A 14,679-nucleotide genomic window follows, 5' to 3' on the forward strand; every position below is an offset into this window, starting at 1 on the left:
CCTTGTTTTTACGGTTAAAGTAAAAAAAGCACATCTTTTATATTAGATTCGATGAGCTTTTGCAATTTTTGTCTTGCGAATGCTCATAAAAAGCAATTATAGACAATATCACAGCAAATCGCAGCAAAATACTGGTCTTATCAGCTCTAAGTTTCATCCTTGCTGTCGGTAATAAAACATTTTTTGGCTTAGATATGATAATTAGAATAGTTGAGTAGTATTAAGTTCAGTGATTTTATCCGTTAGTTAACAAATACTTTCAACTTGTAGAACAATTATACGGTTTTTTATTTTGTTTAATTAGAGATGAAGAGGACTGGTAGGAAAAGATCTGTCAATTTGAGCTAAGAGTCACAAGAAAAAGCCACTATAACGTAATTAATAGTGACTTTTTAGAGGTTAGATTCAGATTTTTCTTATTTTATTTAAGCAATTTTTCTTTGCTCTTCAATAAGTTTATCAACCACGCTAGGGTCTGCAAGTGTGGAAGTATCACCTAAATTAGATGTGTCTCCTGTTGCGATTTTTCGAAGAATACGGCGCATAATTTTGCCCGAGCGAGTTTTTGGTAATGAATCAGTCCAGTGTAGAAAGTCAGGCGTTGCTATTGGTCCAATTTCTTTTCTGACCCAATCTTTTACCTCTTTATGCAATTCTGCACTTGGGTATTCGCCCGAATTTAGTGTTATGTATGCGTAAATGGCTTGGCCTTTAATATCATGGGGAACACCGACAATTGCAGCTTCGGCAATTTTATCAAACGCAACAAGAGCGGATTCTACTTCCGCCGTGCCCATGCGGTGACCTGATACATTTAATACATCATCGACACGTCCAGTAATCCAGTAATAACCATCTTCATCACGTCTAGCGCCATCGCTGGTAAAATACATGCCTTTAAAGGTAGAAAAGTAAGTTTGTTCAAAGCGGTCATGATCACCATAGATGGTACGCATCTGTCCCGGCCATGAATCAGTAATAACCAGGTTACCATCGGTTGCACCATCAAGGATGTTTCCCATATTGTCGACTAAAGCAGGTTGCACACCAAAAAATGGGCGAGTTGCTGAACCTGGTTTTAATGCGGTTGCTCCTGGTAGTGGTGAGATTAAAATACCACCGGTTTCTGTTTGCCACCACGTATCAACGATAGGGCAACGAGTATCACCAATCGTGTTGTAATACCACTCCCATGCCTCAGGGTTGATTGGCTCACCAACCGATCCCATTACACGTAATGAGGTTCGCGACGTGCCTTCGACTGCATCATTGCCCTGCGCCATCAATGCTCGAATCGCTGTTGGGGCAGTATAGAGAATATTTACATTATGCTTATCCACCACTTCGCTCATGCGGCTTGTATTTGGATAATTTGGCACGCCTTCAAATAGAATGGTCTTCGCCCCATTGGCTAGAGGACCATAAATTAAGTAAGTATGGCCAGTAATCCAACCCACATCAGCAGTACACCAGAACACTTCGCCTTCTTGGTAATCAAAAATATATTTAAAGGTCATTGCTGCATACACAAGGTAGCCGCCAGTGGTATGTAATACGCCTTTTGGTTTACCTGTTGAGCCTGAGGTATAAAGAATAAAAAGAGGATCTTCAGCATTCATTGCTTCAGGCTCACTGTGAGCAGAAGCAACGGCTGTCGCTTCATGCCACCATACATCGCGTGCTTCATTCCAATCAACATCATTACCTGTACGTTGGAACACTACGACTTTTTCAATGGTGGTTACTTCAGGGTTATTTAATGCATCATCAACGTTTTTCTTTAGTGGAACGGTACGACCACCACGAATACCTTCATCGGCAGTGATCACGACTTTAGCGTCGGAATCGACAATTCGGCCAGCAAGAGCTTCAGGAGAGAATCCCCCAAATACAACGGTATGCACAGCACCAATACGAGTACAAGCAAGCATAGCGACTGCGGCTTCAGCGACCATCGGCATATAGATACATACCACGTCCCCTTTACGTACACCTTGGCTTTTAAGTGCGTTTGAGAATTTACACACTTGTTCGTGAAGTTCGTTGAAGGTGATTGATGCATCATCTTGTGGATCATCGCCCTCCCAAATAATAGCAACTTCATTACCGCGAGTTGCAAGGTGGCGATCAACACAGTTTGCAGAGACATTTAATTCGCCATCCTCAAACCATTTAATATCTACGTGACCAGTATCAAAAGAGGTATTTTTTACTTTAGTATAAGGAGTCATCCAATCGACTATTTGTCCATGCTCACGCCAGAAACCTTCAGGGTTAATTACGGATTGCTGGTACATTTCACGATATTTATCTTCATCGGCATGTGCATTTTTTGCGATGTCTTGATTGACTGGGTATACGTGAATGTCACTCATAGTGGTTCTCCTTGTGAATACAGCAAATATCCAGATTAGTATGTTGCTGGATTTATGGCAGTGCCTTCATTGGCTCTGCTTTTTTAATTAGTAGGGTTGATATTACTTTCTGCTAGAAATGAATTTTCAACAATTAGACTTTAGTCAGAGAAAGAAGGGTTTACTGAATTTTTGGTAAGAGAAGTGTTGATTTTTGAGATACAGATCAGTAACTGTGAGCATTTCTTATTTTAGGTAAATCAGGAAAGTCACCATAAGTTAAGCGCACATAAATAAGAGCGGCTGCAATGGCATCTTCAAGGGCGTCATGGCGTTTTGCCTGCGGTAGGTCTAAGTGTCTAGAAATGGCCTCAATACTTAAATCGTAATAGGCATTAGGCAATAATCTTTCTAATTTATTATGATAAAGATGGCTAACTTCAATAAGTGAGTTTGGTAGCGGGTGCATGAAGTGACGCAGGCTAGCGCGATCTAAAATCTTTTTATCATAACGAATGTGATATCCAACAATTGGACAACGCCCAATAAATCGAATTAGTTGTCCAAGAGCTTCTTTTTCTGATATCCCATGAGTTAAATCTTGATGTCGTAGTTGGTGTATTTTTATCGAATCAGAAGTTAGGTTTTGTGGAGGCCTTAACTTTAGATGAAGGGTTTGGCTTGTAAGTACTCGATTATTTTTTATTTTGATGGCCGCAATTGAGACCAATTCAGCATGGTTAGGATCAAGACTGGTGGTTTCACAATCAATAGATACCAACTCATCGCCAGTGTATTGAGTGAATAATTTACGGTGCGGATGAACTCGTAATTTATAGTGCCACCATAGGCGTTGTAATCGATTCATTATTAATCCCTGATTTGATAATGATAACCGAGCCATTCTTTGAACTTTTTAACCACGTGCAAACTGTGGCGTAGTAAATCACGTTCAGTGCGGTCAAGTTGTTCTATGTGAATATGATTAGTGAGTTGAGTGGGTTTTTCTTGTAATTGATGACGTAAGCGCCATTTAAAAAATAATTTTAATGCTTCGCTTAAATTATCTGCCGTTGATGGTTCTAGTACTTTACGTAAGGATAATTCATCAATGCGTTGGAAAGTGTTAGTTTTATCTATCCCTTGCTCTAGTGACAATGCACGGATCCCGTGAACAATTGGAAAAATAGCGCCTTGCTTAATATCAATCCCTTCTTTTTTATTTTTTATATTGCCAAACAAAGTCAATGGAACGGTAAATTGAAGAGCAGGGCGAGTAAAAATACTGAGAGCGAGATCGTTATTTTTGAGCTTGTTAGTCATACGTTTTTTTAAGGGAGCAAGTAACTCACGATTACCAGCAACGGCTTGCGCATCAGAAAATATGGCTAAGTTCATCATATTCTCACTATTGTGCTCTGTGCACATTCGTTCAATATAACGCTGCCACTCTTGCTCTGTTTTGACCCAGTGAGGGTTACTGACCATGACATTTCCTTTGCATAAAGGGTAGCCAAGCTGCAATAACGTCTGTGTAAATTGGGTCATTAATTCATTTACTTGGTGCCACTCTAAGCCATTCTTAATGATTAAGGCGTTATCTTGATCGGTTTTTAAGATCTGCTCACCTCGGCCTTCTGAGCCCATGACAATTAAACAGCAGTGATCATGAAGCCCTTTGGGGATGGTTAAACTAAATGCTTTTTCAATGATTTGTTCATTAAGCGTAGAAATTAATTCCATGATAAATCGCGTTCGAATGCCGTTATTTAATAAGGTATTAATGAGCTGGGTTTGGCTATTAGCAGCAATGGCAAGCTCTTCAATACTTTGGGCTCTGGCGATGCGAAGTGTTAAGACGTGAGAGTGAGTTGAAAAAAGGCTTAATACCTGAGTCATATCGAGCATACCAACTAATTGCTGATTATCTAATACAGCCACTCTTTTTACGTGGTGGCGAGTCATTAGGGTCATGGCATTAAAAAGGTAGTCGTGTTTTTGTATCGATACGATAGGGTAGGTTGCAATTGGACCTACAGGGTGGTTCGGCTCGTGATTATTCAGGACTAATGCGTGTAATAAGTCGGTGCGGGTTATGATCCCGATTGGCAATGAGTATTTATTTCCTTTATGCCTTGGGTCGTATTGGTTTAGTTCTACAAAAAGGGCATCAATATTATGTTCTTTAAGTAAATGTGTGACCTGTTTTAATGATGTATTCCAATCGACAGAAATGGCGGTTTGAATCGTATCATCATCAATTTTTGTCAGAATAAATTCGGCTAAATTTTGTTGTTGATTTGCTTGAGTGAGAAGCGCTTTGCGTTTCGCTAAACTGCCATTGAAATAAGCAGAGAAATCAGCATTTTCGTGATAAATGGAAAGAAACACTTCGGTAGGAATAAGGTGACATAACGTATCTTCAAGGGCGTGATAGCAATGCTTTACTGAGCCTTCGAGTTGGGATCTGACATCAAAAATATCATCATGAGTGTAATGAGCATAGATCTCTCCACTGTCGTTAGATCGCTCTTCAACTACGCCTTTGATAATAATGTATAAGCTTTCTGAGGATTGGCTTTGATGTAAAATAATGTCATTTTCACGAAAGTAAGCAATGTCGACATGACGCGTTAATTGCTCTTTCTGGTTTGCTGTTAGGGTATTAAATGGAGCAATTGAGAAATTGAGTTCACTTGGCATAGCTCCACCCTTTAATTGATGATTTCCCTTATTCTCGCTAGATATGCAATAAGAATGAAGACGACTTTAGTCTAGAGTTTTCATAAAGAGCGTGAAAATTGAAGGTGAAGTCACATTTTAAAAGGTGCAGTTTTTTTCAATTCGTTTTTCCCTTTTTATAAACCCATACAATGCCATAATGAACGTCTCTTTTATTCCCTTTGGACATTGTCATGTTTCGCGTTTCTCCTTTTGCTTGGATCTCTCAATACTTTGGTGGGTTCTTTTTTGCCTATGGTGTTTATTTACCATTTTGGGCGTTGTGGTTTGAAGAACAAGGCGTCTCAGCAGGGGATATTGGTGTATTAATTGGCCTCGGGTTTGCGACGCGTTGTGTGGCGAACTTAGTTATCACGCCACGTTTGCATAAAGTGGAATATTTACTTCCCGCGTTACGAATTCTTACTTTCGCCTCATTAATCGCCCTTGGTTTGTTTTTAATTAATGGAGGGAGTTTCTGGTGGATGGCATTTGTCACCGTACTCTTTAATTTATCCTGTGGTCCTGCAGTTCCATTGTCTGATGCGATGACAAACTATTACGCGAAGAATAATTTATTAGATTATGGACGTACTCGTTTATGGGGTTCGGTGAGTTTCATCGCGGGCTCTACGGTTGTTGGCTATTTAGTCTCAGGGCTCGGTACTGACATGATCGTGTATACCGCGATTGCTGGGATATTAGCGGCACTGTTTTTAGTGATGCGAAACCCAAACCCAATGCCAGTCTCGGTGTCTGAAGAAGATCAAACTCGTCCACCATTACTTGCACTATTAACCGAAACGCCAGTATTAAAGTTCATTATTTTAGTCTCGCTAATTCAAGGTAGCCACGCAGCATATTACAGTTTTAGTTCTATCTACTGGAAAGAATCAGGCTATCAAGAAAGTACGATTGGTTACTTGTGGAGCCTTGGTGTTGTTGCTGAAGTCATGGTATTTGCGTTTAGTAAGCGACTGTTTGCAGGGTGGAAGGTATCAACACTATTTAAAGTGGCTGCCGCTGGGGTGATGGTTCGTTGGGGGTTAACTGCAGCAACGACAGAACTGTTTGCGTTAGTGTTAGTTCAAGCTTTACACGGGGTGACATTTGCAATGGCTCATTTGGCAGCAATCCAATACATTCAACGCTTCCCTCAAAATAAGATGATCCCTTTGCAAGCATTATACAATGCGATTCCGTTAGGGGCATTTATTGCGCTAATGACGACATTAAGTGGTTGGGGCTATGAAGCGTGGGGAGCCAATATTTTCTGGTTAATGGCAGCAATGGGTTCGTTTGCTTTACTGATTAAATTGGATAAAGTGACCGATAAATAGGCCTTAATCACATTTGTAGGCTTGAGTAAAAAACAAGCGACAATTATAACGCTAGAATGGTGCTACAGAGTATTTGTACCCTTCTAGCGTTTTTTATGGCACTAGAGTGGTATCACCAAGGATGAGTGATGACACAAGGATGGATTGTGGTGCCAGTGTCGCTGGCGTATTTAGGATTATTGTTTTTAATTGCTTGGTATGGCGATAGACAAAAAGGGTGGCTAGCGCAATATCGCCCGTGGATTTATAGCCTCTCTATAGCGGTTTACTGCACCTCATGGACCTTTTATGGCACCGTAGGCCAAGCCACTAATAACCCGTGGTCTTTCCTTCCTATTTATCTTGCTCCTATTTTTGTGTTTGTATTTGCATGGCGATTTCTTGCCAGAATTATCTTGATTGCCAAGCGAGAACACATTACCTCGATAGCTGATTTTATTGCTGCACGATATGGGAAATCTCAAGGATTAGCTGGGGTGATCACGATTATCGCTGTTGTTGGGATACTGCCTTATATTGCATTGCAATTGAGGGGCATCACTATGGGGCTTGATCTTGTTGCGCCTAATTTGGCTCTGGATTTAGGTTATCAAGATGGGCATATTTCTTGGTTTGTTGGCGGTGCCCTTGCTGTATTTACGATTCTTTTTGGTACTCGACATATTGATACGACAGAGCATCATCGTGGTTTGATGATGGCTGTTGCCTTTGAATCGATAGTGAAATTGGTCGCCTTTCTCGCGGTCGGTGGTTTCATTCTTTATTTGGCTTATTCTGATGCTAATGTTGATTTAATTTCTATTGCCAAAGAAACCTACCAATCCCCCAATCTCATTACGCTTTTATTCCATACGATCTTAACAATGGCGGCGATAATCTGTTTACCGCGCCAGTTTCACACCACGGTTGTAGAGAATGAGCAGGCGCAAGACTTACGAATGGCGCGTTGGGTATTTCCACTCTATCTAATATTAATTGGCCTATTTGTACTACCTATCTCTTGGGCTGGACAAGCTCTGCTCTCTGGTGGTGTTAGTGATAGTTTTGTTATTAGTGTGCCGTTGTCGGTTGATGCTGAGAATATGGCATTACTGGCTTTTGTTGGTGGAACCTCAGCCGCCAGTGGTATGGTTATCGTATCTACCATTGCACTGGCGATTATGGTATCGAATGATTTAGTTTTACCTTTGCTATTACGTCGAGTAAAAACCACAGGACGATCGTTCGGACATTTTTCTAAATTATTAGTAACGATTAGACGCGTGCTTATTCTATTACTGTTATTAGCGGCGTGGGGGTTTTACCAAGCACTTGATTCGATTGATTCATTGTCGGTCATTGGCTTATTAGCTTTTGCGGCCATAGCTCAATTTGCACCAGCGTTAATTGGTGGATTGTATTGGCGAAATGCCAACAAAAAAGGCGTGTATGCAGGGTTAATTATCGGCTTTTTAATTTGGGTTGTTACTCTGATGAGCCAAACTCAAATGTTAGCAGGCAGTGCTGAAAATAACGTTTTATTATGGTTAATCACTCCTCCGGAATGGTTGCAGCAGCTAGAGGTGAAAACCTCAGATTGGGGAATGATGCTTAGTTTAGGTCTTAACACCCTATTATTTATTCTTGTTTCATCAATCACTCGGGCATCATTAAGCGAGCGTTTACAAGCGGCTGCATTTGTTGGCGCTCCTTTACCAGAAAATGAAGATGTCAGTGTTTATCAAACTCGCGTTACGGTGGGTGAATTAGAAATGTTGGCTTCACGGTTTGTTGGTCGCCGACGTGCTCAAAAAGCCTTTCGCCAATTCTCTCAACAGAATGATGAATCCTTATTGCCGCAACAACAGGCAAGCTCTGCACTAATTCGCCATACCGAGCGTGTACTGGCTGGCGTATTTGGCGCTTCTTCTTCTCGTTTGGTTCTTACTTCAGCTTTACAAGGCAGAAATATGCAGTTGGAAGAGGTGGCAACCATCGTTGATGAAGCCTCTGAGTTGTATGATTTTAGCCGTGGTTTATTGCAAGGAGCGATTGAGCACATTAGCCAAGGGATCGCCGTGGTTGATAAGCAGATGAAATTGGTTGCATGGAATCAACGTTACTTGGAGTTATTTACTTTCCCTTCAGGATTAATTCAAGTGGGTAGACCAATAGCTGATGTGATCCGTCACAATGCAGAGCAAGGTTTGTGTGGACCGGGTGATCCTGAAATACACGTCCAGCGACGAGTGGAGCATTTAGAGCGAGGAACTCGTCATGTCTCTTCTCGTATTCGCCCTGATGGTCAGGTTATTGAAGTGCAAGGTAACCCGATGCCCAGTGGTGGATTTGTGATGAGTTTTACAGATATCACTGTATTTAGGCAGGCAGAAAAAGCATTAAAAGAGACCAATGAAACTCTCGAGTCGCGCGTTCACGAGCGCACCAAAGAGTTAGAAAAATTAAACCAGCGATTGGTTGGTGCAACCCAAAGCGCCGAATTGGCGTCTCAATCGAAAAGTCGTTTACTTGCCGCTGTTAGCCATGACTTAATGCAGCCTTTAAATGCTGCACGTTTATTTGCCTCTTCATTGAGTGAAGTTGCCCAAGAAGTAGAAACAAAAAAAATATCAGGCCATATTGAAAGAGCGTTAGGCGCCGCTGAAGAGCTGATTGGGGATTTACTCGATATTTCTCGCTTAGAAGCCGGTAAGTTAGAAACACATGTTCAAAGTTTTTCATTAAAAAGTCTGTTTTCTAATTTGGAAGCGGAGTTTGGTGCGTTAGCCAAGCAGCAAGGCATTGACTTTACGGTTATTCATTCAAATGTGGTAGTGGAATCCGATCCAAAACTCTTACGCCGAGTCGTGCAAAACTTTTTAACTAATGCGTTTCGATATAATCCTCAAGGTAAAGTGGTACTTGGAGCAAGAAGGGTCAAAGGTCAAATACGTTTGGATGTATGGGACAGTGGAATTGGTATCCCTGAAGAAAAACAACAAGCCATTTTTGATGAGTTTACTCGGGTCGATCAAAGCCGGGCTGACCAAGGCTTAGGTTTAGGTTTAGCCATTGCTCGTGGTATTTCTCATGTGCTTGGACATACAATTTCATTGCGTTCATGGCTTAATCAAGGTTCGGTATTTTCAGTTACACTTGATAGAGGCGTACTGCTTGAGAGTAATGCGCCTACGATAGAGCAAAAGCCTGAATTACCATTGAGTTTAGTTCGAGTGCTATGTGTTGATAATGAACCAGATATTCTTATTGGTATGGAGTCATTGATATCTCGATGGGGCTGTGAAGTAAAAACCGCAACCGATTTAATGAGTAGCCTGCGTTGTCTAGAAGAGGGTTGGGTGCCAGATGTGATCTTCTCTGATTATCGATTGGATAACGACAGAACAGGACTTGAGGTATTACAACAATGCCGTTTACGTTTAGGGAATGCATTTGAAGGGGTGATGATCAGTGCGGATAAAACCGATGATTTATTGGAAAGTATTAAAACGAATGGATTTGGGTTTATTGCAAAACCGGTTAAACCTTTAAAGTTAAGAGCGGTGTTGAATCGTCATGTTAGAAAGTAATCATGAATTAATAAGCGCGATTGTATTGATATAAATAGCTAAAAGTTAAATGAAATAAAAGGGAGTTAGCATTCACTAACTCCCTTTGCTTAGCCAATATCTGACGTTATTTATATACAATTAATGATCGTGTGCTTCACCTGCACCTTTAGGGAAACGAATTGATTCCACAAGGTCCTGCACATCTTTAGGCACTTCTGCTGTCACTTTGTTTACTGCAATTGAAACAATGAAGTTCACACACATACCTAGTGTACCAATCCCTTCTGGGCTGATACCAAACCACCAGTTATCAGGTGTGCTTGCAGCAGGGTTAATGAACTTAAAGTAAACAATATAAGCCGTGGTAAAGGTAACACCAGAAATCATACCGGCAATCGCCCCTTCCTTATTCATCTTCTTATAGAAAATACCCAAGATAATCGCAGGGAAGAAGGACGCTGCTGCTAAGCCGAAGGAGAAGGCAACCACCTGTGCTACAAAGCCCGGAGGGTTTATCCCTAAGTAACCAGCACCAATAATAGCAACTACGGCAGCCAATCTAGCGGCGAGCAGTTCTTGTTTATCGGTCATGTTAGGCTTAAAGCCTTTCTTCAATAAATCATGAGAGATAGACGTCGAGATTACCAGTAGTAGGCCGGCAGCCGTTGATAATGCAGCGGCTAAGCCACCCGCAGCTAATAGTGCCACAACCCAGTTTGGTAAACTTGCTAGTTCAGGTGACGCCAGTACGATGATATCTCGGTTGATGTCCATTTCATTACGTTCATCACCAGAGTAAAACATTTTGCCATCGCCATTTTTATCATCCCAACCAACAAGGCCTGTGTCTTCCCAGTTTTTATACCAGCTTGGTGCATCAGCCGCAGCAACCCCTTGGCTATCTGGACCATTAATAGTTTCAATCATATTTACACGAGCAAACGCGGCTACCGCAGGTGCTGTGGTGTATAAGAATGAGATAAACAGTAACGCCCAACCCGCAGAGATACGTGCATCTTTAACACGAGGTACCGTGAAGAAACGGATAATTACATGAGGAAGTCCAGCCGTACCCACCATTAGCGCCGCACAGATAAAGAAGACATCAACCATGCTTTTAGAGCCGTCAGTATATGGGGTGAACCCGAGTTCAGTCGTTAATCCATCCAACTTATCTAATAAGTAGACTTCAGATCCAGTAACGGTTGATCCCATACCAATTTGAGGGAATACGTTACCTGTCATCATAATAGAGGTGAAAACCGCAGGAACAAGGAAGGCGAAAATGAGGACACAGAATTGAGCAACCTGCGTATAAGTGATGCCTTTCATGCCACCCAGTACCGCATAGAAAAATACGATCCCCATACCAATAATGATACCGATATTAATATCAACCTCTAGGAATCGTGAGAACACCACGCCAACACCACGCATTTGTCCTGCCACATAAGTGAAAGAAACAAAGATGGCACAGAACACGGCAACCATACGAGCGGTTCGAGAGTAGTAACGTTCACCGATAAAATCTGGCACGGTGAATTTACCAAATTTACGTAGATAAGGAGCAAGACAAAGTGCTAATAGTACATAGCCACCGGTCCAACCCATAAGATACACAGCACCATCATAACCAACAAAGGAGATGATACCGGCCATTGAAATGAATGACGCCGCAGACATCCAATCTGCCGCGGTTGCCATGCCATTAGCAACAGGGTGAACCCCGCCACCTGCCACATAGAACTCACTGGTTGATCCGGCGCGAGCCCAAATTGCAATTCCGATATAGAGAGCAAAAGTGATACCGACTAATATAAACGTCCAAGTTTGGATACCCATGATAATTCCTTTTAATCTTCTTGTACGTTGTATTTTTTATCTAGCGCATTCATGCGAGCAACATAGATAAAGATCAGTGCGACAAAGGTATAGATAGACCCTTGTTGTGCAAACCAGAACCCCAATTTGAATCCAGCAAATTGAACGGTATTAAGAGCATCAACAAATAATATCCCTGCGCCGTATGAGACTAAGAACCAGATCGCAAGCAGTCCACCCATGATCCCTAGATTTTCCTTCCAATAGGCTTGTGCTTGTTCTTTTGTTTCGAACGCCATAGCCAGCTCCTTTTTTATGTTAATAATATGTAACCAAAAAGAGATTAGCAGTGAGAAGAGAAGAAAGCAGTGCAACTTTAGTCGAGCAGATAAAGAAAAACGCCCAAAATATGAGCGTTTTATGTGAGGTGACTACGGGAATTGATGTGTTAATTTTATGTTAATTAATACCAAGGTCTAAGGTATATTCATAACTAAAAATAGAAGTCTTTAATACCAAGCAGTAAATTGTTAACGGCAACAGCGGCTAAGATTAATCCCATAACGCGGCTAATAATCGCGGCACCAACGTTGCCAATTACCTTATGGATAAACGTTGCACCAAGTAATAAACATAACGTAATGACGAGAACGACAATCATGACTGCTGCTGTAATTGACTGATCTAAAAAAGAATAGCGAGAATTATCGGTTAGCATCACAATGGCCATCATAGCGCCGGGCGAGGCGATTGATGGGATAGCTAAAGGATAAACCGCTAAATCTGCTAGATCTGAATGACTTAGTTCCTCGCTCATCTTCTGTTCTTGATCTGGCTTGCTCTCACCAAAAATCATAGTAAGAGCAAAGATTAATAAGACTAACCCGCCAGCAACCTGAAAGGCAGGCAAAGGAATTTGCATTGCTTCTAAGAGAAGTTGACCAATAACAAGGAAAAATAAAAGTACAGCCGTCGCGATCGCTACCGCTTTAAGAGCTACGACTTTACGTTGTTTAGCGGTTAGGTGTTGAGTTTGTGAAAGATAGACAGGAACGGATCCTATAGGGTCAATGACTGCCCAAAGAACAACAAATTGAGTGATGAGGATACTTATCATGGGTTCTCCCAGAGGTTAGGTTACGCAGAGGGATTAAAATAATGAATGGGCAACCTAACTGATTTTAACGGCTAGAGTGTTATATCAAGGTTAACTTTCCGTTTGTTGCAATAAAATAACCGCTTGAGTGCGATTTTTAACGCCCAATTTTCTAAATATTGCCGTCATGTGCGCTTTTATCGTGGCTTCTGATACTTCTAAATCATAAGCGATTTGTTTATTGAGTAAGCCGTCAGATAGCATGCCAAGCACCTTATATTGCTGAGGGGTAAGGGCTGCTATTTTTGTCGCGAGATCATCGCACGCTGCTGAATTTTTTATTGACCCTGCAGGGAAATAGGAATCACCAGCAAGAATTTGATTTAAGGCTGCAATGAGTGATTTCATATCGCTAGATTTAGGAATAAAGCCAAAAGCACCATGACTTTTGACTTGAGAAACAATACTAGGTTCTTCACTGGCTGATACAACAATAATAGGCAGGTCTGGATATTGAGAGCGAAGTTGTATTAATCCAGACATCCCATTGCTACCAGGCATTTTTAAATCCAATAGAAGCAAATCTGGATCGGAGTCTTTTTGTAATACCGTTAATAACCCTTCAAGCGAATCCGCTTCTATTAAATTAGCACCACTGATTGCCATGTGAATGGATTGAAAAAGCGCATTGCGAAATAAGGGGTGATCGTCCGCGATGATAATGGTGTAGTTGTCGTCCATGGCTACAAAATTCCTTATAAGTGATTAAATAAAATTAACATCCCCTTCGGTTTTGAGCAATTTTTAGTCGCTAAAGTCTGCGCTGTCTCTCTAACTCATCTCTTATTTTAAATAAACGGGCATTTTTGATGGGATCTTAATATTTAAAACGAATTAATTTGAAGGGCTAGACAATTAAATGAAACGAAACTAAACTTCTTTCAAATCGAAACTTATTGAGTTTGTTATGTCAAAAAGAAACACGAAACAACGCCGTCATATGATCCTTTCCCTACTAACAGAACAAGGTGAAGTTAGCGTCGAATATCTTTCTGATTTATTTGATATCTCTGAAGTGACCATTAGGAAAGACCTAACAGAATTAGAAAAGAATGGTTTACTGATGCGTAAGTATGGCGGAGCGGTTTTAATGCCATCAAATATTATACAAGAAGACAGTTGTGAAGAAGTTTCGAATCGAAAGTTATCTATAGCCACTGCAGCGGTAGAACTGATTAAAGATCATAATCGGATCATTATTGATAGCGGTAGCACAACCGCGGCATTAATTAATCAATTATCGAAACGAAATGGCTTAGTGGTGATGACCAACTCATTACCCGTTGCTAATGCGCTGCAAGAAATTGAAAACGAACCAACGTTATTAATGACGGGTGGTACATGGGACAGTCATTCTGATTCATTTCAAGGTCAAGTGGCCGAATCGGTTTTAAGATCCTATGATTTTGATCAGCTGTTCATTGGTGCTGATGGGATTGATTTGGAACGCGGAACAACCACATTTAATGAATTAGTGGGTTTAAGCCGCGTGATGTCTGAAGTGGCTCGTGAAGTTATTTTAATGGTGGAATCTGAAAAAATTGGTCGAAAAATCCCTAACGTTGAATTGCCATGGGACAGCATTGATGTGTTGATCACCAATAACGATTTAAGCCAAGAACAGCAACAGAAAATTGAATCACATAATGTACGAGTCATCAGAGCTCAGTGATTTAATTTATATGACACCGTTGATATTTTTTGCTGCCAATCAACGGTTATTTATAACCTAAGAA

At 41.1% G+C, this 14,679-nt stretch carries 10 protein-coding genes; 3 read left to right on the top strand and 7 right to left on the bottom strand.

Annotated features, from left to right (window positions below; translation table 11 throughout):
- Window positions 1-425: 425 nt before the first annotated feature.
- The 3 genes from acs to AC2IP4_RS00930 form a co-directional block, all read right to left on the bottom strand.
- Complete coding sequence (gene acs, locus AC2IP4_RS00920) at window positions 426-2,375, bottom strand: acetate--CoA ligase (protein WP_486310474.1); 1,950 nt, start codon at window positions 2,373-2,375, stop codon at window positions 426-428.
- Between the two features lie 205 nt (window positions 2,376-2,580).
- Complete coding sequence (locus AC2IP4_RS00925; protein WP_375321345.1) at window positions 2,581-3,222, bottom strand: 3'-5' exonuclease; 642 nt, start codon at window positions 3,220-3,222, stop codon at window positions 2,581-2,583.
- 2 nt (window positions 3,223-3,224) lie between these two features.
- On the bottom strand, window positions 3,225-5,057 hold the full coding sequence (locus AC2IP4_RS00930) for a DUF294 nucleotidyltransferase-like domain-containing protein (protein ID WP_486310475.1): 1,833 nt from the start codon (window positions 5,055-5,057) through the stop codon (window positions 3,225-3,227).
- Window positions 5,058-5,269: 212 nt separating this feature from the next.
- On the opposite strand from AC2IP4_RS00930, the gene AC2IP4_RS00935 reads away from it, so the two are divergent.
- The gene (locus AC2IP4_RS00935) at window positions 5,270-6,415 is read left to right on the top strand and encodes a 3-phenylpropionate MFS transporter (protein ID WP_375321343.1); all 1,146 of its coding nucleotides are present in this window, start codon (window positions 5,270-5,272) and stop codon (window positions 6,413-6,415) included.
- Window positions 6,416-6,543: 128 nt separating this feature from the next.
- A complete protein-coding gene (locus AC2IP4_RS00940) occupies window positions 6,544-9,984 on the top strand; it encodes a PAS domain-containing hybrid sensor histidine kinase/response regulator (protein WP_375321342.1) in 3,441 nt (1,146 codons plus the stop codon).
- Between the two features lie 120 nt (window positions 9,985-10,104).
- On the opposite strand, the gene AC2IP4_RS00945 is transcribed toward AC2IP4_RS00940, so the two are convergent.
- From AC2IP4_RS00945 to AC2IP4_RS00960, 4 genes are all read right to left on the bottom strand, one after another.
- The gene (locus AC2IP4_RS00945) at window positions 10,105-11,808 is read right to left on the bottom strand and encodes a sodium:solute symporter family protein (RefSeq protein ID WP_130088035.1); all 1,704 of its coding nucleotides are present in this window, start codon (window positions 11,806-11,808) and stop codon (window positions 10,105-10,107) included.
- An 11-nt stretch (window positions 11,809-11,819) separates the two neighbouring features.
- Window positions 11,820-12,086: a DUF4212 domain-containing protein gene (locus tag AC2IP4_RS00950; RefSeq protein WP_130043815.1), complete on the bottom strand. Its 267-nt coding sequence runs from the start codon at window positions 12,084-12,086 to the stop codon at window positions 11,820-11,822.
- 194 nt (window positions 12,087-12,280) lie between these two features.
- A complete protein-coding gene (locus AC2IP4_RS00955) occupies window positions 12,281-12,904 on the bottom strand; it encodes a MarC family protein (protein WP_130048526.1) in 624 nt (207 codons plus the stop codon).
- Between the two features lie 90 nt (window positions 12,905-12,994).
- On the bottom strand, window positions 12,995-13,624 hold the full coding sequence (locus AC2IP4_RS00960) for a response regulator transcription factor (protein WP_486310476.1): 630 nt from the start codon (window positions 13,622-13,624) through the stop codon (window positions 12,995-12,997).
- Between the two features lie 226 nt (window positions 13,625-13,850).
- Here AC2IP4_RS00960 and AC2IP4_RS00965 point away from each other — a divergent pair, with 226 nt between their 5' ends.
- Window positions 13,851-14,615 (top strand): DeoR/GlpR family DNA-binding transcription regulator, encoded by a 765-nt coding sequence (locus AC2IP4_RS00965; RefSeq protein ID WP_274440847.1) that lies wholly within the window; start codon window positions 13,851-13,853, stop codon window positions 14,613-14,615.
- Window positions 14,616-14,679 lie beyond the last annotated feature (64 nt).

The organism is Aliivibrio thorii (genome assembly GCF_057368585.1).

Excerpts from the sequence above, each read along its gene's own strand:
- acs (WP_486310474.1), bottom strand. The coding sequence starts at position 2,375 with ATGAGTGACATTCACGTATACCCAGTCAATCAAGACATCGCAAAAAAT.
- AC2IP4_RS00925 (WP_375321345.1), bottom strand. The coding sequence starts at position 3,222 with ATGAATCGATTACAACGCCTATGGTGGCACTATAAATTACGAGTTCAT.
- AC2IP4_RS00930 (WP_486310475.1), bottom strand. The coding sequence starts at position 5,057 with ATGCCAAGTGAACTCAATTTCTCAATTGCTCCATTTAATACCCTAACA.
- AC2IP4_RS00935 (WP_375321343.1), top strand. The coding sequence starts at position 5,270 with ATGTTTCGCGTTTCTCCTTTTGCTTGGATCTCTCAATACTTTGGTGGG.
- AC2IP4_RS00940 (WP_375321342.1), top strand. The coding sequence starts at position 6,544 with ATGACACAAGGATGGATTGTGGTGCCAGTGTCGCTGGCGTATTTAGGA.
- AC2IP4_RS00945 (WP_130088035.1), bottom strand. The coding sequence starts at position 11,808 with ATGGGTATCCAAACTTGGACGTTTATATTAGTCGGTATCACTTTTGCT.
- AC2IP4_RS00950 (WP_130043815.1), bottom strand. The coding sequence starts at position 12,086 with ATGGCGTTCGAAACAAAAGAACAAGCACAAGCCTATTGGAAGGAAAAT.
- AC2IP4_RS00955 (WP_130048526.1), bottom strand. The coding sequence starts at position 12,904 with ATGATAAGTATCCTCATCACTCAATTTGTTGTTCTTTGGGCAGTCATT.
- AC2IP4_RS00960 (WP_486310476.1), bottom strand. The coding sequence starts at position 13,624 with ATGGACGACAACTACACCATTATCATCGCGGACGATCACCCCTTATTT.
- AC2IP4_RS00965 (WP_274440847.1), top strand. The coding sequence starts at position 13,851 with ATGTCAAAAAGAAACACGAAACAACGCCGTCATATGATCCTTTCCCTA.